Consider the following 22,111-nt stretch of genomic DNA (forward strand, 5'->3'; position numbering starts at 1 on the left):
TATGGTCGGCCTTGTGATTGTAACGCACAGCCCCGCACTCGCCGAGGGAGTCGTCGAGACTTGCCGCATGATGGCAAAGGATGTCAGCATCATGGCTGCGGGCGGCATGGAAAACGGCGCCTTTGGAACGAGTTACGCGCGCATCGTGCACGCGATCGATACGGTGTACGGGGCGGACGGCGTCGTCATCCTCATGGATGCGGGCAGCGCGATCCTGACCGTGGAGACGATCGTAGAGGAACGCAAAGACGAGCTGCTGCGGATGGCGGACTGCCCCGTCGTGGAGGGCAGCGTCGTCGCCGCGGTCGCGGCCGTCTGCGGCGCGCCGCTCGACGAGGTCGTGCGCCGCGCGGAGGAGACGCGGCGCGTCGCGAAGATTGACGATTGACAGCGTAAATATAGGGTGTTACAATATGCATAGCGATGCTCTTTGAGGCGGGGTGCAAATCCCCACCGGCGGTACAGCCCGCAAGCCTATGACGGGATGGAGAAATCCTCCCCGAGGCACGATTCGGTGTGATTCCGAAGCCGACAGTGAAGGAGGAAACTCCGCAGTCTGGATGGGAAAAGGCGCGTCTTTTATGGACGATTTGTGTGCCGCCGAGAGGGTTCTCGGCGGTATTTTTATTCGGGTGGATGACGATGGACGAAGAGCGGCCCCTTGACGAATCCTATATGAGAGAGGCGCTGCGCCTTGCGGAATACGCGCGCGGGCGCACGTCGCCGAACCCCTTGGTCGGCGCCGTGATTGTGCGGGACGGTATCATCGTTGGGAGCGGATGGCACCGCGCGGCGGGCGAGCCGCACGCGGAGATTCACGCGCTCCGCATGGCGGGGGATCTTGCACGCGGCGCGACGCTCTACGTGACGCTCGAACCGTGCTGCCATTACGGGCGCACGGGTCCCTGTGCGGAGGCGGTGATTGCGGCGGGCATCGCGCGCGTCGTGACGGCGCTCGGCGATCCGAATCCCGCCGTTGCGGGGCATGGCATCGAGCGCCTGAGAGCGGCGGGGATTGCGGTCGCGACGGGGATCTGCGCGGAGAAGGCACGCCGACAGAACGAGGTGTTCCTCAAATGGGTCGTGACAAAACGACCCTTCGTGACGCTCAAGACCGCCATGACGCTCGACGGCAAGACGGCGAGCCGAACGGGCGCCTCGCATTGGATCACGGGAGAGGCGGCACGCACGCGTGTACATGAATGGCGCGATGCGTATGACGTCATTCTCGTGGGCATCGGCACGGTGCTTGCGGATGATCCGAGCCTGACGGTGCGGCTGCCGCACCGCACGGGGAAAAATCCCGTGCGCGTCGTGCTCGACAGCATGGCGCGGACGCCGCATGATGCGAAACTCCTCACGGACGGCGCGGCGCGGACGATCGTCGTTGCCGGTGAGCGCGCCGACCCCAAACGAACGGCCCTTTTGCAGGCATGCGGTGCGGAGGTCGTGACCTTCGGACGGGAACGGCCGGATATTGCCGCGCTGCTTGACTTCCTCGGGGCGCAGGAGCTGACCTCCGTTTTTGTCGAGGGGGGCGCCGCGGTACATTGGTCGTTCCTCTCGGCGGGGCTTGCGGACAAGATGCATGTCTTCATCGCGCCGATGCTCATGGGCGGGGCGGATGCGCCGACGGCGGTCGGCGGCGCGGGCTTTGACGGGCCGCAGTCAGCGCTTGGACTTTTGGATATGACGGTCGAGCGGGTCGGCGCGGACATCCTCGTTACGGGGTATCCGGTGAAACGCGGGGACTAAGGGGGCGGCATGTTTACAGGCATCATTGAGGAAGTCGGCAGCTTTGAAGGCCTTTCGGGCGGAGAGATGACGATCGGCGCGCGGCGCGTCGTCTCGGACGCGCATATCGGCGACAGCATCGCCGTCAACGGCATCTGCCTCACGGTCACGGAGTTTGATGCGCGCGGATTTCGCACGGACGTCATGCCGGAGACCGTGCGGCGCACGTCACTCGCGGGCCTCGCGCGCGGGGCGCAGCTCAACCTCGAGCGGGCGCTCCTGCCGACGACGCGCATGGGCGGGCATTTCGTCAGCGGCCATATCGACGGCGTGGGGCGGATCGCGTGCATCCGGGAGGAGGGCAACGCGATCCTCATGACCGTCGCGGCGGATACGGAGATTTTGCGGGGGATTGTGGAGAAGGGCTCCGTTGCCCTCGACGGCATCAGCCTCACGGTCGCACAGGTCACGGCGGCGGATTTTACCGTCAGTCTCATCCCGCACACGCGTGCGGTGACGAATCTCGGCACGAAACGCGCGGGCAGCCCCGTCAACATCGAGACGGACATCTTAGGCAAATACGCGCTGAAGCTGCTCGGCGGGATGGCGCCGGGGCAGACGGGCAGATTGACGCAGGAGTTCCTTCTGCGCAGCGGATTTTAGGAGAGGTACGGCATGTCAGATTTTGCAGAGATTGAACAGGCAATCGAGGATATTAAAAACGGGAAAATGCTCGTCGTCGTGGACGATGAGGACCGCGAGAACGAGGGCGACATCATCGTCGCCGCCGAGAAACTCACGCCGGAGCATATCAACTTTATGGCGACGTACGCCAAGGGGCTCATCTGCACGCCCATCATCGGCAGCCGCCTTGACGAACTCCAGATTGGGCAGATGGTAGAGAACAACACGGACAACCACGAGACGGCGTTCACCGTCTCCGTCGACGCCTACGACACGACGACGGGCATCTCCGCGTTCGAGCGCTGCCATACGGTGCGGCTGCTCATCGATCCCGCGGCGAAGCCGTCGCATTTTCGCCGTCCCGGCCACGTCTTTCCGCTGCGCACCGCGGAGGGGGGCGTGCTTCGACGCGCAGGGCATACCGAGGCGACGACGGATCTGGCGCGGCTTGCGGGACTCTATCCCGCGGGGCTCTGCTGCGAGATCATGGCGGACGACGGGCATATGATGCGCACGCCGCAGCTCAAAGAATTCGGAAAACAGCACGGCCTCAACATCATCACGATCAAATCGCTCATCGCGTACCGCACGCGCACGGAGAGCTTCGTCAAACAGGTGGCGGATGTGGATTTCCCGAGCAAATACGGACATTTTCGCCTTGTTTCCTACGAGAATAGCCTGAACGGGCGCTGCGATCTCGCGGTGGTCAAGGGCGATGTGCGCGGCAAGGAGAACGTCCTCGTGCGCGTGCATTCCGAGTGCCTCACGGGCGATGCGCTCGGGTCGATGCGCTGCGACTGCGGCGATCAACTCGCAACGGCGCTCCGCACGATCGAGGCGGAGGGCGAGGGCGTCGTCCTCTACCTGCGGCAGGAGGGGCGCGGCATCGGCCTTGCGAACAAGATGCGCGCCTATGCCTTGCAGGATCAGGGGCGCGATACCGTCGAGGCGAACGTCGAGCTCGGCTTTGCGCCCGATCTGCGCGACTATGGCATCGGCGCGCAGATTCTTGCTGACCTCGGCCTATCGACCATCCGCCTGCTGACGAACAATCCCGCCAAGCGTGCGGGGCTTGAGGGCTACGGGCTGACGATCGTCGAGCGCGTGCCAATCGTCATGCATACGAATGACTTTGACCGCCGCTATATGACGGTGAAAAAAGAGAAAATGGGGCATCTGCTGACGGATGAGGAACTAGGAGGAAACTAAGATGGCAAACATGATCGAAGGAAATATCAGCGGCAAGGGGCTGAAGATCGGCATCGTTGCCGCGCGCTTCAACGAATTCATCACGAGCCGCCTCCTCAGCGGCGCGCTCGACGCGCTGCACCGCCACGAGACGGCGGACGGCGATATCGACGTCGCGTGGGTGCCGGGCGCGTTCGAGATTCCGCTCGCGGCGAAGAAGATGGCGGAGAGCGGCCGCTACGACGCCGTCATCTGCCTCGGCGCGGTGATCCGGGGCGCGACGATGCATTACGATTATGTGTGCAGCGAGGTCTCCAAGGGCGTCGCGCAGGTCGGTCTTGCGAGCGGCGTGCCGACGATCTTCGGCGTCGTGACGACCGAAAACATCGAGCAGGCGATCGAACGCGCGGGCACAAAGGCGGGCAACAAGGGCGCCGATGCCGCCGTCGCCGCGATGGAGACGGCGAATCTCTTTCGGAAGATGTGAGGCCGGTATGAAAATCGGGATTATCAGCGATACGCACGGGCATGAGGGCGCATGGGTACGCGCCTGTGCAGAGTTTTTCGGCGGCGCGGACCTCATCCTCCACGCGGGGGACGTCGCCTACCACGGCCCGCGCAATCCGATGAAGGCGGACTACAACCCGATGGGGCTTATCGAGCGCATCAACGCATCGGAGATTCCCGTCGTCATCGCCAAGGGAAACTGCGATTCGGACGTCGATGCGAGCTGCCTCGCGGTGCCCCTCATGGCGCCCTATGCCTATGTCGTCTGGGAGGGACACCGCATCGTCGTCACGCACGGCGACGCCGTCATGACGGACGCGGAGAAGGACGCGATGGCAGCGCATCTGAAGGCCGACCTCTTCATCAGCGGGCATATCCACGTGACGGTACTCGAAAAGCGCGGCAACACCGTCTTTCTCAACCCCGGTTCGGCCGCGCTCTCGAAACGCCCCGACGGGCGCAACACCGTCGCGGTGCTCGAGGATGGTGCGATTCATGTTTGCGATATAGAAACGGGCGAGGTGCTGCATCATCTCGCCTTGGACTGGTAAGGATTTATGGATCAACTTGTGAAAGCGACCGCCGCAAACGGCGCGGTGCGCGCCTACGCCGCGGTGACGACGGACGCGGTTGCGGAGGCGATGCGCCGGCACGACTGCTGGCCCGTCGCGGCGGCGGCGCTTGGGCGTACGATGACGGGGGCGCTGCTCCTCGCCGCAAATCTTAAGAATAAGGAATCGGTCACGATTAAATTCAAGGGGGACGGTCCGCTCGGCACGGTCACGGCGGATGCGACGACAGAGGGCGCGGTGCGCGGCTATGTGGATGCGCCGCATACGCATCTGCCGCTGAACCCGCTCGGCAAGATTGATGTCGGCGGCGGCATCGGGCGCGGCATCCTCTCTGTGACGCGGTTCACAGGGCTGAAGGAGCCCGTCACGGGCAGTGTCGACATCACAACGGGCGAGGTCGCGGACGACCTCATCAACTATCTCTACACCTCGGAGCAGACGCCGTCCTCCATCGGGCTTGGCGTGCTCGTCAGCCCCGAGCTCCGCTGCCTCGGCGCGGGCGGATTCTTCGTCCAGCCCATGCCGGGCGCGCCGGACGATGTGATAGATAAACTTGAGGGCAACCTGCGGCTCATCTCCTCCGTCTCTCACATGGTGGAGCAGGGGATGGACGCGCGCGCCCTCATCGGCGTGCTGCTCGGCAATTTTGACGATGTGAAGATTCTCTCGTCGACCGATCTCGCGTTCCGCTGCAACTGCTCAAAGAACTACATCACGGACAGGCTTATCACGCTCGGCGCGGATGACCTTGACAGTCTCGTTGAGGACGGGCAGGCCGAGGTGAAATGCCATTTTTGCGGCGAGGCGTATCAGTTCGATAAGGAAGAACTCGGCGCCATCCGCAGCGCCGCCATCAAGATGCGCGCCATGCACGCGCGCAGCGCGAAGTGAAACGGCGCGTGCGGCTCCTGCGCGAGGAGAACCGAACGGTGGAGGGGCGCGCCGTTCATATCTGTTATAAGAATATCCGGAACCTCTATCTGCGTGTGTCTCCCGCGGGAATGGTTGAAGTCAGTGCCCCGCAGTGGATGACAGCGCGTGAGATTGAGGAATTTATCGGCCGCAGGCGCGCGTGGATTGACGAACGCCTGCGGCTCATTTTTGCCTCTGCGGCAGCCTGCGGTATGCGTCGGTATGCCGCGGGGGAGACGATCCTCCTTTGGGGTGCACGGTACCCGCTCGAAATCCGCCCGCTCACCCGCGGCAAAGCTTATGCGGCATATGAGAACGGGCAGATTTATATTTATGCGTTGCCGGACGCGGATGCGGAGGAACGCGCTGCCGCGATCCGCGGCCTCTATCGCGCGGAACTTGCCGCAGCCGTCGCGCGTGCGCTGCCGGAATGTGAACGCGTCGTCGGCAAACACGCCGCCGTATGCCGTATCCGCATGATGAAGACGCGTTGGGGGAGCTGCAACGTCCGCACCGCGCATATCACGCTGAACCTCGCGCTCGCCCGCTATGACCGGCGCGCCCTCGTCTACGTCATCCTCCATGAACTTACGCATCTGTGGGTACACGGACACGGCGCGGCCTTCCGGGCGTGTATGGATCGTTACCTTCCGGACTGGCGCGACATGCGCCGCGCGCTGAACGTATGGGCGCGGGAGGACGGAGGATTGGCGTAGACACGAAAGAACCGATGAGGCATATTCTGCTCAAATGCAAGAAAACTGCACTTGAGCAGAAAAATAATTGCAATATTTGATCCGCGTAGAGAGAATAAAAGTTGCAGAATCATGGAAATTATATTACAATAAAATGAAATAAGAAATCGTCTATCAAGATTTTATGTGCGGAGGGACTATATGACACCCGAGGAATGGCGTGAGCGTCTTACACATGTTCCCGTGCCGTATATCGCCGCGGGGACTGCGGCAGCGGCATGTATTTTCGGCGGCGTCATATACGCATCGTGGGATACGGATCCTCCGGCCGTCATCGAGCGCCCGCCGCAGGAACGCACCCTGGTGCCCGAGGGACCGCGGGAGATCGCGGGACTCGACGCGGCGGCACAGCGCGCGCCGCTGCGGGATCCGTTCACATATATACACGAGACGCGCGGGGAGACGGTTGAGGGGGAAAAGCATCGGGCGGCGGATGAGAGGATGCCCGCAGGGACGGCGCCCCTTGAAAATGCGGCATCCCCCGTTGCCGCAGGCGCACAGCCTGGGACGCCCCCGGCGAAACAGGACCGGCCCGCCTTGCGGGGAACCGTGACCGGCACGGACGGAAGACGCATTGCAATCATTGCCCTCGACAAGGAAAGCGCCGCGCTCTCGGTGGGAGAGACATGGCGGGATTACGTCGTGGAGGATGTGGGCGATACTGCCGTGACCCTGCGGAGGGGCGGCGAGACGATTACACTGCGGAGGGAATAGGAGGCGCGTGGAATATGAAGCGGAGGATCGTTGCGGGACTTTCTTTCCTTCTCATGATGATGCCCGCCGCCGCACATGCCGTGCCCGTCAGCATTGACGTGACGGGCGGCGATGTCCGCACCGTCCTGCTTGCCGTCGCGCGCATGGGCAATGTGCCGCTCATCGTCGACGACGGCGTCACGGGCTCCGTAACCGCACATCTGACGGGCGAACCGGAAGCGCTCCTGCATCTCATCGCGGCGGCGCGCGGCATCCAGATCGAGCGGCGCGACGGCGTTTTCCTTGCCCTCGGAGGGGAGGCGCGGACGGAGAATCGTCGTGTCCACGTTTATCCCGTGCGTTTTGCGGATCCCGAGGAACTCGCATACGCAGCAAATTTATCCCTCAGCGGTGAAGGAAAACGTGGAAACATGTCGAAAACTAACGAGGAGAGCGGGGGCGAAGCCTCGGATTCCGATCGCGGGCGGCGCGTACTCGTCGATTCCGCAACGAATACGCTCCTCTTTTACGGGACGGAAACCGAGGCGTTTGCCGTGCGCGAAATCATCTCCGCACTCGATGTGAAGCCGCGTCAAGTCTCCCTTGAGGCCCGCGTGGTCGCCGTTTCAAAGGAAGCTGCAAAACATCTCGGCGTCGACTGGACATGGTCGTCGCTCCCCCTGTATCCGAACGTGGATGCCGGGAGCCGGCGCATCAGCGGCCGCAGCGCGGGCACCGGAGGGACGAGTGCCTCCGGCATCATACGGTTCGGCAGGGGCCCCGAGGGTGTGCCCTATGAATTTTATTATTCGGCGGCAATTCGGGCACTCATCACAGAAGGCAAGGCAAAGATGCTTGCCCGGCCGAATGTGACCACCGTGCAGGGGCGCGAGGCGCTCATCAACATCGGTGCGGAGGTGCCCGTACCGCGCACGACGATGTCCGATCATGTCACGACCAATGCCGTCGATTACCGCGAGGCGGGGATTATCCTGCGCTACACACCGCGTGTGACGGCGGATGGAACGATTACGGCGCGCGTCCACACGGAGGTCAGCACGCCCGTCTATGTCGAGGATCTCAAGGTCTATCGGTTCCAAAAGCGAAGTGCGGACACAACGGTGCGCCTCCGAGACGGCGAGACCATGGTGATCGGCGGACTCATCGACAGCGACGAGTCAAGGTCGCTGTCCAAGATACCGTTCCTCGGCGATCTGCCCATCCTAGGATCTTTTTTCCGCAGCGTACGGACGAGCAAAACGGAGTCCGAGCTGATGATTTTCCTTACGGCACGTGTACTGGACGAAACATGAGAATTTGCAGGAAGCAAAGAAAAGGGGAGATGTAAGTGGCAATCAGAATACTGCTTGCGGACGACCATGCGCTGCTCCGTCAAGGCATCAAGCGCGTGCTGAACTTTGAGGACGATCTCGAGGTCGTGGGGGAAGCGGAGGACGGACAGGAAGCCCTCGCGCGGACACTCATGCTGAAGCCCGACATCCTCCTGCTCGACATCAATATGCCGGGACTGACGGGCCTCGAGGTGACGAAACAGCTCAAGCAGGCGCGCTGCCGTTCGAAGATCATCGCGCTGACCATCCACGACAGCGACAACTACGTTCTGGAGCTGCTGAAAAACGGTGCGCTCGGATATCTCCTCAAAGACGTCGAGCCGAATGTGCTCATCAAGGCGATTCACATGGTCAACGAAGGGGCTCCCTTCGTCTATCCGAAACTCGCGGAACGCCTCTTCGGCAGTACGGCGATCTACGGGGACGTGAGCCGCATGGCAAAGGAGATCTGGGACGAGAGCCGCGGCGAGCGGCTCACCCCGCGCGAGATGGAGGTCCTCGGCTGCATTGCGAAGGGCCTCTCGAACCAAGATATCGGAAAGGTGCTCGGCCTCAGCGAGAAGACGGTCAAAAATCATCTTACAAGCATCTTCCATAAATTGAAGGTCAACGACCGCACACAGGCACTCGTCTACGTCCTCAAAAATAAAATAGTGACCTTGGAATAAAATATATGAAGCGGTTCGTATCCGGCATGGATACGAACCGCTCGCCTTTTAAAGAATAAAAATACGCAAAAGAAAAAGAGCCGCCTGCAATCCACTGCTCGGGCGTGCTCTTTTTCTTGGAAAGGGATGCTCGCAGATCGGGAAAATCTGCGGCTTGAGAAATGGGATGTAAGGACAATGCCTTACAATTAGGAACGCAGGGAGACGTTCCTTTTAGAGGGATGATCAACAGGGGGAAGATGTCGGGGAGGACGTTTCGTATCCCTGTTGACATTCGTATCATATCATATTAGTTTCGAAAATTTTGTGACTTGAGTCACTTAAGAAGAAAAGAATTTAGTTAAGAATCGATTTGTTTGTGTGAATTTCATATTAAACAAGAGGCGATAAGACGACATGGGGTTAAAAAATTTTCTTCATAAGAAATGCGTGATCCGCTTAAATATGAAGGCGGTTCACATTGCTTTTTCAATGAAAGAATCGTATAATACCGGATAAGGGTTATCAAGCGGAGAGGCTGTGGGAAACGGCGTCCCCCGGGAGGGATGTATCCCTTCGTTGGTGATGGAGGAGGAATATTCATGCGTGATTACTTAAGAATTGCTCAGGTTATCGGACGTGAGATCATCGATTCGCGCGGCAACCCGACGGTTGAGGCGGATGTTATTCTCGAGGACGGGACGATCGGCCGCGGCGCTTCTCCGTCGGGTGCGTCTACGGGCGAGTTTGAGGCGCTCGAGCTGCGCGACGGCAACAAGTCAAAATTCGGCGGCAAGGGCGTATCGAAAGCCGTTAATAACGTGAACAAGAAGATCGCGCCCGCCCTTGTAGGGATCGAGGCGTGCGACATCTATGCCGTAGACCGGGCGATGTTCGATCTGGACGGCACGAAGGACAAATCCAAGCTCGGCGCGAATGCGATCCTCGCGGTTTCCATCGCGGCATCGGCTGCGGCGGCGAAGTCCGAGGATATCCCCCTCTATCGTTTCTTCGGCGGACTGCAGGCGAACGTCCTGCCCGTGCCGATGATGAACATCCTCAACGGCGGCGCACATGCGACGAACTCCGTGGATACGCAGGAGTTCATGATCATGCCGGCAGGAGCCCCCACGTTTCGCGAGGCGCTCCGTTGGTCGACCGAGGTGTTCCACGCCCTGCAGGCACTCCTCAAGAAGGAAGGCAAGACGACGGCGGTCGGCGACGAGGGCGGCTTTGCGCCGGATCTCGATTCCGACGAGGATACGATCGAACACATTCTGAAGGCGATCGTCAAGGCCGGATACAAACCCGGCAAGGATTTCGTCCTCGCGATGGATGCGGCCTCCTCCGAGTGGAAGGACAAGAAAAAGGGCAAGGGCTTCTATCATCAGCCGAAATCGGGCAAGAAGTTCACGTCCGACGATCTCATCAAACATTGGGAATCGCTCGTCGATCAGTTCCCGATTTACTCCATCGAGGACGGTCTGGACGAAGAGGATTGGGACGGATGGAAAGCCATGACGAAGGCGCTCGGGCACAAAGTCCAGCTCGTCGGCGACGACCTCTTCGTGACGAACACGGAGCGCCTCAGGAAGGGCATCGAGATCGGCGCGGGCAACTCGATCCTTATCAAACTCAACCAGATCGGTTCCGTCTCCGAGACGCTCGAGGCGATCAAGATGGCGCACAAGGCCGGTTATACGGCCGTCACGTCCCATCGCTCCGGTGAGACCGAGGATACCACGATCGCAGACCTTGCCGTTGCGCTCAACACCGCGCAGATCAAGACGGGCGCACCGTCGCGTTCCGAGCGCGTCGCGAAGTACAACCAGCTCCTGCGCATCGAGGAAGAACTCGGCGTGAGCGCGGTCTACCCCGGCAAGCGCGCGTTCAGCTTTATGAAATAAGAGCCTTTGAGGGCAATAGAAAAACCACCGCTGCGGCGGTGGTTTTTCTATGTCATGTGGGAGAATGTTCGTTTGTAAAGGCTAAAGTCAGTGGAGCGGAAGCTTTGACGCATCGTCAGGAATAACGAGAACACGAGGAAGGCATATATAGACTACGTCGACGAAGCGTTCGAAAAAGATCCCACTTTAGAGCACTTTCACAATCTCTGTCGCTCTTTTGCGTACGGTATGCCGCGGGGAGGGGACGCCCTGTTCGGCCGGATAGCCGACGGGGAAGATGGCGATGAGGTCGTAGCCCGCCATCTCGGGGAAGAATTCTTTCAGCTTCGGCGCGTCGAAGTGACCGACCCATGTCGAGGCGAGCCCCTCGTTGTGAATGGCGAGCATGATATGCGTCGCGGCGATGGCGGCGTCCACATCGGCAAAATTGCGCTCGTCATATTGCCGCACCCACGCTTCGTCGGCCTTGCCGCCCACCACGAGGAAGAGTCCCGCGCCGAAGGTGTATTTTGTCGTCTTGGCGAGCTTTGCCCGCGCCGCGGGGCTTTGCACGGCCCAGACTTTGAACGGCTGCTTGTTGACCGCCGTCGGGGCAAGCCGCGCCGCCTCGAAGATGCGGCCCGTCGCGTCGTGCGGGATCTCTTTGTCCGAGAGCGCGCGGCAGGAAAAGCGTTCCTTGATGAGCTCGTTGAATTCCATGATAAAACCTCCTCCATCGCTATTCTATTTATTATACCATCGGTGTCAAAATCTTTTTCAGCATAAAATAAGAAATCTATGCTATGCTGAGCATATCGTCATAAGGGAATGAGGTGTATGATGCGAAAGAAACTCTGTGCGGTACTCACGATACTCGCGGTTGCGGCGGGGGCGCTGGTTCCGATGCCGCGCGCGGAGGCCATCGACGCGTGGGCGATCGCCGCGCAGGCGCTCGGCGTGTTCGGCGCGTATAAATCCTCTCTCGCGGCGGTGCTCGCGATGGGCAACGATGTCAACGCGCAGGTGCAGAGCAAGCGGCAGGACCTTGAGGAGCAGGGGCGCGCGAAGAACGCAAATGACGTTCGGCTCGTCGACGGCATCATGGAGCGGCTCGTAGAGCACGGCGACTATGTGCTGCGCGCGAACTCCCTGCCCTTTACGTGGGCGCTCACCGACAGTCCCGTCTTCAACGCGGCGTGTTACCCGACCGACTACGTGACGATTAACCGCGGGCTCGTTCACGGGCTGAACGGCAATGTGGACGAACTCGCCGCGGTGCTCGGACACGAGATGACGCACGGCCTGCGCCAGCACAGCGCGCACAGTTACGCCAAGGCGGCGGCACAGTTCTACGGGATGGCCTTCCTCAACATGAGTACGGGACTCATGGACTGGGAGAAGATGAGCGCGCTGGTCAATTACTCCATCGCAAAGAATGTCACGTTGCCGATTGAGTACGAGGCCGACGAGGGCGGGTTCCGCATCATGACGAGCGCGGGATTCAACCCCGGCGGCGGCGCGGCGGCGATGGCGCGCATGGGCTACTATATGACCTACGAGACGAAGGAACTGCTCGAGTATCAAGACCCGACGCAGAAAGAACTCCCGCAGGACGATTTCTCCGACCATCCCGCCACGGAAAAGCGTGAGAAACGACTTGCGCAGTACATGACGGACTACAGCGCGGGGCATGTCACGGTCAAAGACCGCAAAACGGTCTGCATCGACGGCACGCCGCTCCTCACCGTGACGTGGACGAACGACAATTACGACAACAGCCCTGAGAACGCCTACCTTGTCGCGGGCGCGCTCGCGCGCGCGTTTCATGACTTCGATACGGCCGATGCGTGGGGGCTTGCCGTGACGCGGAACGGCGGAGCGACGCAGCGCGGCGATGCGCGCGTGAATGAACTGCTCTATCATTTTTTGACCGCGGCACATGCGGGCGCACTGCTGCGCGATCTCGTGCAGGCAGCCTATGCGGGTGAGGCGGCGAGCGGCGCGCGGGAGAAACTGCGCGCCGCCGAAAAAGAGCGCGCGGACGCACGCGCGAAGGAGCGCGCGGCGGTCGAGGCGGCGGACGCAAAGGCTGTCGATAAGATGCGCGAGAACAGCGACACGTACAGCGATTACGGGGACAGCGCGCGGGCGCTCATGCTCATGGAGCGGGTATTTGCCTCTCCCAACGACACGGACCGCGCGCTCAGTTACGTTATCCGCGCGCGCGCCTATGCCGCGCGGGGAGATGCCGCGGCGGCGCGCGCAGATGCCGACCGCGGCGTCGCGGAGGGAGAGAAGAACGTCCTCACATGGGTGAACCGCGCGGATGTGCGCCGTACTCTCGGCGACCGTGAGGGAGCGCTCGCAGACTGCATGAAGGCGATCGAAGTGGACGCAAAGAATCCCTTCGGATACCTCATCGCGGCGGAACTCTACGACGAGATGGGAGACGGCGCACAGGCAGAGCAGTATTTCAAGAAACTCTACGAAGTCGAGCCGCGCGCCGCCGCGCGTATCCCGGACACCTACTTAGAGCATATTGATAAAAAAGCATATGATAAACGCGTCAAGGAGCAAAAGAAAGCCCGCGAGGAGAAGGAAAAAGCGCTGCGGGAGAAAAATAAAAAGGAAAGCAGGATGAAGTCGAAATCCTGAGCATATAAAAGAGACTGCCGCGCAGATACATCTGCGCGGCAGTCTCTTTTTGGATATGTTGAGATTCTGCGCCGCGATCGAACCTGTCGTTGGGGCGCCGCGCCGCTGTGTTCTGCGGCTCGTTATGGCGGCAAACCATTCGACGATATGACGAAATTCGGCGCAAAAATCCAGCGTCGCCGGTTAGCGCGCCTTTTCGTATGCCAGTGCAATCAGCGCCATCGTCAGCTCGTAGGATTTGCGCAGGGAGGGGATCGGCAGGAACTCGTAGTTGGAGTGGAAATTGAGCCCGCCCGTGAAGTAGTTCGGTGTCAGAATCCCCTTCGTGGAGATGAAGGAGCCGTCCGTGCCGCCGCGCATGGCGATGGTCTTGGGCGTGATGCCGAGGCGCTCCATCGCCTCGTAGATATTGTCGATGGCGCTGCGGTTCTCGTCCGTCACGGCGTCCGCGATGTTGCCGTAGGTGTCCTCCATCGTATAGGTCACGCGGCAGCGCGGCTCCAGCTGCCGCAGCTTTTCGATGTTTTCGAGGATGAGGCGCTTGCGCCCCTCGTAGCGCGCCTTGTCGTGGTCGCGGATGTTGAGCTCAACGACCGCGGTCGTCGGATTGGAGCGGATGGTCTGGCACCAGATATAGCCCTCCGTTCCCTCGGTGCACTCCGGCGTTTCCTTCCGGTCAAAGAGATTGACGAAATCGACGGCGAGCAGGGTCGGATTGACGAGCACGCCCTTCGCGCTCATCGGGTGCGCGCTCACGCCTTGAATCGTGATGGCCGCAGAACCCGCGTTGAACGTCTCGTAGACGACCTCGCCGAGGGCGCAGCAGTCGATGGTGTAGGCGTAGGCGACGGGGAACTTCGTGAAGTCCATGTTCTTTGAGCCCCAGAGCCCGCACTCTTCGTCGGGGACGAAGGATACATAGATGTCGCCGTGCGGGATGGACGCATCGCCCGCAAGCGTTGCGAGCGCGGTCATGACGTTGGCGATGGCCGCCTTGTTGTCGGCGCCGAGGACGCTCGTGCCGTCGGTGACGATGAGCTCCTGCCCGACGTACGGCGCGAGCTCCGGATGCTCCGCCGCGCGCATGACGATGTTTTCTTTCTCGTTCAGTACAATATCGCCGCCCTCGTAGCGCACGCGGCGCGGTTTCACGACGGGGCTGAGCGAGACGTCGACCGTATCCATATGCGCGCAGAACCCGACGGCGGGAACGTGCGGCGCGCCTGTGGGCAGATTCGCGGGGAGATATCCCGTGAGGACGCATTTATCGCTCAGCGAGACATCCGCCATGCCGAGCGCATTCAGTTCCTCTTGGAGGAGATGTGCCATATCCCATTGGCTCTCGGTGCTCGGCACCTTTACGCCGCCGTTGGCCTCGCTCTGCGACGGCACCTTGACGTAGCGGAGAAAGCGTTTGACGAGTTCTTCTTCTGTTTCATGGTCGGTCATCGGAATCTCCTTTCAATCTGCGTTAAAACATGACGCGCGGATAGACGTAGTCGGCTTGGAACCCGAGCGGGATGTTCAGCCACCAGAAGAGGTAGAGCATAATCGTCAGCGTGACGAGGAGGGTCACCGTGTACGGCAGCATGAGCGAGCTGAGCGTGCCGACGCCCGTCGCCTTATAGTATTTCTGACAGTAGACGATGATGAGCGGGTAGAACGCGAACATCGGCGTGCAGACGTTGACGGCGGAGTCGCTGACACGGAACGCCGCCTGCGTCAGTTCGGGCGCGATGCCGACGGCCATGAGCATCGGAACGAAGATGGGCGCGAGAATCGCCCACTTCGCCGACGCCGAGGTGATGATGAGATTCAGCATACCGACGAAGAGGATGATGCCGAAGATTGTGACCTGCGGCGGCAGCGCGAGCGACTTCAGGAACTCCGCGCCCGCGATGGCAATCAGCGCGCCGATGCCGGACGCACCGAACACATACATGAACTGTGCGGCGAAGAAGTAGAACACGATGAGCTGAATGAGCGTCTTCGTAATCTCCTCCATCGAATGCGTGAAATCCTTGGAACTGCGGAAATTGCCGCTGATGATGCCGTAGACGACGCCGACCGCCGCCGCGAGCAGGAAGATGATGGCGACGATGGACTGCATGACGGGCGCCTTAAAACTCGCGATATTGCCCGCCGGGTCGCGCAGGATGGAATCCTCGGGCAGGAGGGCGAGGACGAGCCCGACGAGGAGCAGCACGAGGAACGCGCTCGCGATATAGAACGCGCGGTTCTCGCGCGGCGTGACGGAGAGGTCCTGCGCGGGGACGTCGATGTCCGCGTCCACGGGGCAGGCCTTGCGGCACCACGGTTCGACGACTTTTTCCGTCACCCACCAGCAGCCCGCGATGACGATGAACGTTGAGCCGAGCGCGTAGAAGTAGTTGCAGAGGACGTTGACCTCATAGGTCGGGTCGATGATCTGCGCCGCCATCTGCGTGAACCCCTGAATGACGGGGTCGATTGCCGACGGCGTGTAGTTGGCGGCGAACGCGCCCGCGATGCCCGCGAAGGACGCGCCGATGCCCGCGAGCGGATGCTTGCCCGATGCGTAGAACATGTACGCGGCGATGGGAATGATAATCATATATCCCGAGTCCGGCGCGAGATGGCTCGCCATGCCGACGAGGATGACGATGGGCGTGATGAGGCGTTTCGGCGTGACGGCGAGGATTTTCTTGAGCCCCGTATTGATATAGCCGGAGCCGTCCGCGATGCCGATGCCGAGCGTCGCCACGATGACCATGCCGAGCGGCGGGAATCCCGTGTAGTTCGTCACCATCTTCGTGAGCAGCGTGACGAGCGCGGCGGGGTCCAGCATATTATTGACCGCAATCGGTTCGTGCGTCGAGGGATGGATGTAGTCGAAGTGCATCTGCGATAGGATTGCGGATAAAACGCAGGTAATGATGAAGGCGCAGATGAATAGCATTGTGATGTCGGGGATGCGGTTGCCCATCCGCTCGATCCATCCGAGGATGCCGCCGACCTCCTGTTTCGGCGGCGCAGCGTTCGGCAGTTCGTTTGTCATACAGATTCCTCCCGGAGTGGCCTCCATCCGATGAGCGGATATGATGTAGAAGCCCGTTGATTACAGCGAAAAACATAATAATTTTGCTATTTCGACAAATAAAGGAAAAATCCTTTTATAAAGATTGGATCCGCGCGTATTTTCGCGCCGCTTCCATTATTTTCGCATACGCCGCCACACTGCGTAGCAGAGCGCGGCACAGAGAACGACGACGGCGTCGACGACACCGTAGGTAAAAGCGTATCCGTAGGCGACGGCGACAAGCCCGAGACCGGCCGCGGCAAGGCCGACGCTGATGTCGAGCGACCAGAAGTAAGTGGCGGTGGCGACGCCGGCGCGCGCCGGCGGGGCGCTGCGGACGGCGAGCGTTTGGAACGCGGGCGTCGCCGCGCCGAAGCCCGCGCCGAGGAGAACGGCCGCCTCGAGGAGGGATATCATATCCGCGGATTTGCCGAGAAAGATCATGCCGGCCCCAAACAGGAGCAGCCCCGGGTAGACGACATAATCCGGTCCTTTACGATCAAAGATGCGCCCGACAAAGGGATGCGTCACGACGATCGCACCCGCATAGCACGCGTAGAAGAGGCTCGTCTCCGCGGCGAGCGCGGCGGCCGTCGTCGTCGAGAGCGCGAAGACGGCGCCGTGGACGAGGCGCAGTCCGTAGATGGCCGAGAGCGAAGCGGCAAAAACGAACGCCGCCATGACGAGGAAGAATGCGCCGGTCACGGCAAGCATCAGCCGGCGCTTGTTTACCGCGTCGATGACAAGTCCCGCAAAGGGGCGCGCGGAGACGGTGCCGATCTGAAAGAAGGTCATGGCAACGCCCGCCTCGACCTCTCCGCCGCCGTATTCCGCCATCATGACGATGGGGAGCGCGGCGATCATGGCATACTGAGAGATGTAGAGCAGAAAATTGCACAGGCTCATGCCGAGAAATTCTTTTGTCCAAAGCGCCTCGCGCTTGTTTGCATACATTGCGCTTCCTCCGTTCGGATCCCCTTATGCGCTCCAATATACTACGCGTGCGGTCCTCTGTAAAGAGACCGGCACGGGCTGCGCCTCAAACGGTGGACATTGCTTTTTTCGCTCGATATGGTAGAATAGCAGCAGTTTTTCGGAAGGGGATACGCCAATGGGGACAAAAAAGCAGATCGGCAGCCGCGAGGCGCACGCCGTGCGCGCCTTTTTCTTCATCGGGGGATTCGGCTCGGCCTCGTGGGCGCCGCTCGTGCCGCTCCTGCGGCAGCGCCTCGCGATCGGCGACGATGTCCTGGGGATGCTGCTGCTGTGCGTCGGGATCGGCTCGCTCTTGACGATGCCTCTTGCGGGGGCGCTCTCCACACGACTCGGCTGCCGCCGTGTGCTGACCGCGACGGCCGTCGTTTATGCGGCGACGCTCCTTGCCGTATGCCTAGTGGATTCCCTGTGGATCGCCGTGCCGGTGATTTTGTTCTTCGGTGCGCTCATGGGCTGCGTGGATGTTGTGATCAACGTTGCGGCGGTCATTGTCGAAAAGGGGATCGGGCGGCGTATTATGAGCGGAACGCACGCGTTTTGGAGTCTCGGCGGATTCGTCGGGGCGGGGCTTTACGGCGTATGGGTCGGCGCCTTGGGGCTGACGGCCTTCCAGTCGACGGCGATTGCCGCCGGGATCATTCTTCTGTTTACGGCGGCTTTCAGCCGCAGTCTTATTCCATATGGTGGCGGAGGCGGCGCGCTCGTCGCGCGGCCGCGCGGTATTATCGTATGCATCGGCGCCGCCGCATTCATCGCGTTCCTCAGTGAGGGCGCGGTGATGGATTGGAGCGGCGTTTATCTGACGACCGTGCGCGGGCTGGATTTATCGCTCGCGGGCGTCGGCTTCTCCGTGTTCTCCGCGGCAATGCTCCTGATGCGCTTCCTCGGGGACGCCGTTGTGCAGCGGATCGGTCAGCGCCGCGTCGCCGTAGGCGGCGCCCTGCTTGCGTGTGCCGGCATCCTGCTCGTCATGTTTGCCCCCGCGGATGCGCTCGTCTACGCGGGCTTCTTTGCCGTCGGCATCGGCAGCGCGAATATCGTGCCCGTCTTCTTCTCGCTCATGGGGAAACAGGACGTCATGCCGATCGGTACGGCGGTCTCCGCCGTCAGCGCGATGGGGTACCTCGGTATCCTCGCGGGACCCGCGGCGATCGGTTTCGTTTCACATCTTGCGAACCTGCATGCGGCGTTCGGGATTCTTGCGGCGCTGTGCCTGGCGCAGGCATGTGTCGGTATGTATGTGTTTCGCCGCATCTCCTAATGCGGCGCGGGATTTTGGCTTCCGGCATCGTCGCTGCGGAAAATTCCGCGATTGACGATATGACGCCGTTATGCGCCAAAATCCCGCGTCACTTGATATGGGCAGCAAAAAACGCCGTTCCGTCCGGAACGGCGTTTTTATATTCTCACTGTGCCAGCGCGTTGACCTTCTTGGCAAGACGCGATTTCTTGCGGGCTGCGGCGTTCTTATGATAGACGTTGTTGGCCGCCGCCTGATCGATCGACTTGTAAGCGGCGACGAGGAGGTTCTTCGCCTCGTCCGCATTGCCCGCTGCGACGGCGTCGTTGACGCTGCGGATCGCACGGCGGACGCGCGTCTTCTCCGCGACGTTGCGTGCGCGGCGCTTGGCGTCAGACTTTACGCTCAGAATAGAAGCCTTGATATTCGGCAAATCGTTCACCCCCTCGACGAAAAATGTACTGCGCTATTCTATCACACGGATATAGAAATTGCAATATGTTTTTCTTTCCCCCGGGGAATGGATCGAACGATAAAAATAAATAATGAAACGATAGACGGAGAATGTCGATTTTGTATGAATATCCTCCCGTAAGCAATTATATTTTTTAAAAAACGGCGGAAGTACGACGAAGCATTGCAGGAAATCAAACTTATTTATCGAATAAAATAATTAATAAATAAATGATCGGCAGAAAGGAGGGAAACGGCGGAAAAGATGAAGGAAACAGCTGTAAGACAGGCAGAAATACGGCGCATCGGGCGGATGTACGGCGTGTCCGCACGGCGCGCATATATCATGAGGATACCGTCGGTATCCGTAAGGGGGGAAGAACCTTATGAAAAAGACAGAGTGCTTGGCAATGATTTTGGCGGGCGGACAGGGCAGCCGCCTTGGGGCTCTTACAAAGCGCGTCGCAAAGCCGGCCGTTCCCTTCGGCGGGAAGTACCGCATCATTGATTTCCCGCTCAGCAACTGCGTCAACTCGGGGATCGAAAAGGTCGGCGTGCTCACACAGTACCGGCCGCTCGAGCTGAACCAATACCTTGGATCGGGCAGCGCGTGGGATCTCGACAAACGCGACGGAGGCCTGTTCGTCCTGCCCCCGTACGCGCGTGAGAAGGGCGCGGAATGGTATCGCGGGACGGCCGACGCGATCTATCAGAACCTCAACTTCATCGATATGTCGGATCCCGACTATGTGCTCGTGCTCTCGGGGGATCACATCTACACGATGGATTATGCGTGGATGATCGAACACCACAAGAAGAAAAAGGCGCAGGCGACGATCGGCGTATTCGAGGTGCCGTGGGACGAGGCGCCGCGGTTCGGCATCATGAATACGGACGAAGACGGGAAGATCGTCGCGTTTGAGGAGAAACCGGCAAAACCGAAGAGCAATCTCGCTTCGATGGGGATCTATATTTTCAACCGCGACTATCTCGCCAAGTATCTGACGGAGGATGCAAAGAGCGAGACCTCGAGCCACGACTTCGGCAAGGACATCATCCCGAAGATGCTTGCGGACGAGGGACGTCTTTACTCCTATGCCTTCGACGGCTACTGGAAGGATGTCGGCACGATCGAGAGCCTCTGGCAGGCGAATATGGACCTCCTGCAGGATGAACCGCCGTTTGAACTCTCGGGCAAGTGGCGTATCTGCTCGTTTAACCCGTCGATGCCGCCGCAGTTCGTCGGCAAAGACGCGAAGATCACGCGCGCGATGATCAGCGAGGGGACGATGATTCTCGGCACGGTCGAGCGCTCCGTGATTTTCCCCGGCGTGCGCGTCGGCAAGGGCGCCGTTGTGCGCAATGCCGTCCTCCTGCCCGGCGCCGTCGTGGGGGAGGACGCCGTCGTTGACTATGCCATCCTCGCGCAGAACTGTACCGTCGAGGCCGGGGCGCAGGCGGTCGGCGAAGAGAACCGGATTGCCGTCATTCCCGAAGGAGAGGTCGTGACCGCCGCGGCAGCACAGCGCGTCGGCTGATCTGCCCGAAGAGACTGGGGTGAGAACAATGAACAGCGTTATGGGGCTCATCAACCTGCAGGAGGACGGCGGCATGATCCGTGAGCTCGCCGAGCGCCGTGCCGTCGGCTCCATTCCCTTCGCCGGGCGCTACCGCCTGATCGATTTTGCCCTCTCGAGCATGGTCAATTCCGGCATCAACAAGGTCGGCGTCATGCTGCCGGACGAGCCGCGTTCCGTGCTCGATCATCTGCGCTCCGGCAAGGATTGGGATCTCGCGCGCCGCCATGACGGCCTCTTTTATCTGCCGGCCCCGCATGAGGATACGATGCGGCGCGGAGGCGATCTGAAGAATTTTTACCACAACCTCGACTTCATCGAACACGCTTCCTCCCGCTATATCCTGTTGACGAACGGCAGCTTCGTCTATAACGTCGACTTTGAGAAGGCGCTGCGGTTCCATCAGAACACGGGCGCGGACATTACGCTCGTCTCCCATACGACGGCCGAAGAGAACGCGGGGAACAACATTGTCCTCGAAACGGCGGAGACCGGTCTGGTGCGCGATATCTCCGAGAAGCCGGTTGCCGCCCCGGGGATGAAAGTATCGATGGGCGTCTGTCTTATGGATCGGCACGTATTTGCCGATGCCGTGCGCTATGCGTATGAGCGCGGCGGGCGGGACTTCATGCTGGACGGCATCATTCGCCGTGCCGCGGATTATACGATGTTCGCATATGAGCACGACGGTTATATGGCGCATGTGGACTCCATGTCCACCTATTACCGCGCGAATATGGAGATCCTCGACCCCGCGGTGTGGGAAAGTCTCTTTATGAGCGAGCGTCCGGTCTACACGAAGATCAAGGACGGCGTTCCCGTGCAGTACAAGGATACGGCGAAGGTATCGAACTCCCTCATCGCGAACGGCTGCGTCGTGCGCGGCGAGGTGGAGCACAGCATCCTGTTCCGCGGCGTCAAGGTGGGCAGGGATGTGAAGATAAAAAATTCAATTATCATGCAGAAATGCGATATCGGCGACGGCGCGCTCGTCGAGAATGTGATCTGCGACAAGAACGTCGTGATTACGCCCGAAAAGTGGCTCAAGGGGGCGCGGGAATATCCTCTCGTCATCAAGAAGAATATCACGATCTAAGCGTAAAATGTTTTGCCTGCCGTTAGAGTAATGCCTTGCTCGTCCGCATAGGGAGAGGGGCGAGCGCTTTAGCGGCTTATTGTTTCCCGGGATTCTTATGGGGATG

21 protein-coding genes and 1 riboswitch are annotated in these 22,111 nt (G+C 60.5%); of the genes, 16 read left to right on the top strand and 5 right to left on the bottom strand.

From position 1 onward, the window contains the following. Position 1: 1 nt before the first annotated feature. From dhaM to eno, 12 genes are all read left to right on the top strand, one after another. Positions 2–388, top strand: a complete 387-nt coding sequence (dhaM, locus tag HMPREF9161_RS08205; RefSeq protein ID WP_009729200.1) for a dihydroxyacetone kinase phosphoryl donor subunit DhaM — start codon at positions 2–4, stop codon at positions 386–388. A gap of 34 nt (positions 389–422) precedes the next feature. After that, positions 423–575: riboswitch (FMN riboswitch) on the top strand. A gap of 67 nt (positions 576–642) precedes the next feature. Beyond that, positions 643–1,755 (top strand): bifunctional diaminohydroxyphosphoribosylaminopyrimidine deaminase/5-amino-6-(5-phosphoribosylamino)uracil reductase RibD, encoded by a 1,113-nt coding sequence (ribD, locus tag HMPREF9161_RS08210; RefSeq protein ID WP_009729201.1) that lies wholly within the window; start codon positions 643–645, stop codon positions 1,753–1,755. Between the two features lie 9 nt (positions 1,756–1,764). Next, positions 1,765–2,397: a riboflavin synthase gene (locus HMPREF9161_RS08215; protein ID WP_009729202.1), complete on the top strand. Its 633-nt coding sequence runs from the start codon at positions 1,765–1,767 to the stop codon at positions 2,395–2,397. 12 nt (positions 2,398–2,409) lie between these two features. Then, positions 2,410–3,627, top strand: coding sequence for a bifunctional 3,4-dihydroxy-2-butanone-4-phosphate synthase/GTP cyclohydrolase II (locus HMPREF9161_RS08220; protein ID WP_009729203.1), 1,218 nt, complete (start codon positions 2,410–2,412; stop codon positions 3,625–3,627). A gap of 1 nt (position 3,628) precedes the next feature. Next, positions 3,629–4,093: a 6,7-dimethyl-8-ribityllumazine synthase gene (gene ribE / locus HMPREF9161_RS08225; protein WP_009729204.1), complete on the top strand. Its 465-nt coding sequence runs from the start codon at positions 3,629–3,631 to the stop codon at positions 4,091–4,093. A gap of 7 nt (positions 4,094–4,100) precedes the next feature. Further along, the gene (gene yfcE, locus HMPREF9161_RS08230; RefSeq protein ID WP_009729205.1) at positions 4,101–4,664 is read left to right on the top strand and encodes a phosphodiesterase; all 564 of its coding nucleotides are present in this window, start codon (positions 4,101–4,103) and stop codon (positions 4,662–4,664) included. A gap of 6 nt (positions 4,665–4,670) precedes the next feature. Further along, positions 4,671–5,576 (top strand): Hsp33 family molecular chaperone HslO, encoded by a 906-nt coding sequence (gene hslO / locus HMPREF9161_RS08235; protein ID WP_037348698.1) that lies wholly within the window; start codon positions 4,671–4,673, stop codon positions 5,574–5,576. Continuing rightward, positions 5,573–6,313 carry a M48 family metallopeptidase gene (locus HMPREF9161_RS08240; RefSeq protein ID WP_009729207.1) on the top strand — a complete coding sequence of 247 codons (741 nt, stop codon included), beginning with the start codon at positions 5,573–5,575 and terminating at the stop codon, positions 6,311–6,313. Before hslO ends, HMPREF9161_RS08240 begins: the two co-directional genes overlap by 4 nt. A gap of 180 nt (positions 6,314–6,493) precedes the next feature. Then, positions 6,494–7,066 (top strand): hypothetical protein, encoded by a 573-nt coding sequence (locus tag HMPREF9161_RS08245; protein WP_009729208.1) that lies wholly within the window; start codon positions 6,494–6,496, stop codon positions 7,064–7,066. Between the two features lie 14 nt (positions 7,067–7,080). Then, positions 7,081–8,358, top strand: a complete 1,278-nt coding sequence (locus HMPREF9161_RS08250) for a type II secretion system protein GspD (protein ID WP_009729209.1) — start codon at positions 7,081–7,083, stop codon at positions 8,356–8,358. 35 nt (positions 8,359–8,393) lie between these two features. Further along, positions 8,394–9,065 (top strand): response regulator transcription factor, encoded by a 672-nt coding sequence (locus tag HMPREF9161_RS08255; RefSeq protein ID WP_009729210.1) that lies wholly within the window; start codon positions 8,394–8,396, stop codon positions 9,063–9,065. Between the two features lie 581 nt (positions 9,066–9,646). Beyond that, positions 9,647–10,951: a phosphopyruvate hydratase gene (gene eno, locus HMPREF9161_RS08260; protein ID WP_009729211.1), complete on the top strand. Its 1,305-nt coding sequence runs from the start codon at positions 9,647–9,649 to the stop codon at positions 10,949–10,951. A 186-nt stretch (positions 10,952–11,137) separates the two neighbouring features. Here the strand turns inward: eno and HMPREF9161_RS08265 are convergent, their stop codons facing one another. After that, the gene (locus HMPREF9161_RS08265; RefSeq protein WP_009729212.1) at positions 11,138–11,650 is read right to left on the bottom strand and encodes a nitroreductase family protein; all 513 of its coding nucleotides are present in this window, start codon (positions 11,648–11,650) and stop codon (positions 11,138–11,140) included. Between the two features lie 120 nt (positions 11,651–11,770). Between HMPREF9161_RS08265 and HMPREF9161_RS08270 the strand changes: the two genes are divergently transcribed. Next, a complete protein-coding gene (locus tag HMPREF9161_RS08270; protein ID WP_009729213.1) occupies positions 11,771–13,585 on the top strand; it encodes a M48 family metallopeptidase in 1,815 nt (604 codons plus the stop codon). A gap of 183 nt (positions 13,586–13,768) precedes the next feature. Here the strand turns inward: HMPREF9161_RS08270 and pepT are convergent, their stop codons facing one another. The 3 genes from pepT to HMPREF9161_RS08285 form a co-directional block, all read right to left on the bottom strand. Beyond that, positions 13,769–15,034 carry a peptidase T gene (pepT, locus tag HMPREF9161_RS08275; protein ID WP_009729214.1) on the bottom strand — a complete coding sequence of 422 codons (1,266 nt, stop codon included), beginning with the start codon at positions 15,032–15,034 and terminating at the stop codon, positions 13,769–13,771. 22 nt (positions 15,035–15,056) lie between these two features. Then, on the bottom strand, positions 15,057–16,622 hold the full coding sequence (locus tag HMPREF9161_RS08280) for an AbgT family transporter (protein WP_009729215.1): 1,566 nt from the start codon (positions 16,620–16,622) through the stop codon (positions 15,057–15,059). 156 nt (positions 16,623–16,778) lie between these two features. Further along, positions 16,779–17,597, bottom strand: coding sequence for an MFS transporter (locus HMPREF9161_RS08285; RefSeq protein WP_009729216.1), 819 nt, complete (start codon positions 17,595–17,597; stop codon positions 16,779–16,781). Between the two features lie 157 nt (positions 17,598–17,754). Between HMPREF9161_RS08285 and HMPREF9161_RS08290 the strand changes: the two genes are divergently transcribed. Next, entirely contained in the window at positions 17,755–18,900 is a 1,146-nt protein-coding gene (locus tag HMPREF9161_RS08290; RefSeq protein WP_009729217.1) for an MFS transporter, read from the top strand. A gap of 145 nt (positions 18,901–19,045) precedes the next feature. Here HMPREF9161_RS08290 and rpsT read toward each other — a convergent pair whose 3' ends face one another. Beyond that, positions 19,046–19,312: a 30S ribosomal protein S20 gene (gene rpsT / locus HMPREF9161_RS08295; RefSeq protein WP_009438217.1), complete on the bottom strand. Its 267-nt coding sequence runs from the start codon at positions 19,310–19,312 to the stop codon at positions 19,046–19,048. A gap of 406 nt (positions 19,313–19,718) precedes the next feature. On the opposite strand from rpsT, the gene HMPREF9161_RS08300 reads away from it, so the two are divergent. Together HMPREF9161_RS08300 and glgD are read left to right on the top strand one after the other, a co-directional pair. Further along, on the top strand, positions 19,719–20,870 hold the full coding sequence (locus tag HMPREF9161_RS08300; RefSeq protein ID WP_009729218.1) for a glucose-1-phosphate adenylyltransferase: 1,152 nt from the start codon (positions 19,719–19,721) through the stop codon (positions 20,868–20,870). A gap of 28 nt (positions 20,871–20,898) precedes the next feature. Next, entirely contained in the window at positions 20,899–22,005 is a 1,107-nt protein-coding gene (gene glgD / locus HMPREF9161_RS08305) for a glucose-1-phosphate adenylyltransferase subunit GlgD (protein WP_009729219.1), read from the top strand. Positions 22,006–22,111: the final 106 nt, after the last annotated feature.

The sequence above is a fragment of the Selenomonas sp. F0473 genome, assembly GCF_000315545.1.
In the GTDB taxonomy this organism is placed as follows: Bacteria; Bacillota; Negativicutes; order Selenomonadales; family Selenomonadaceae; genus Centipeda.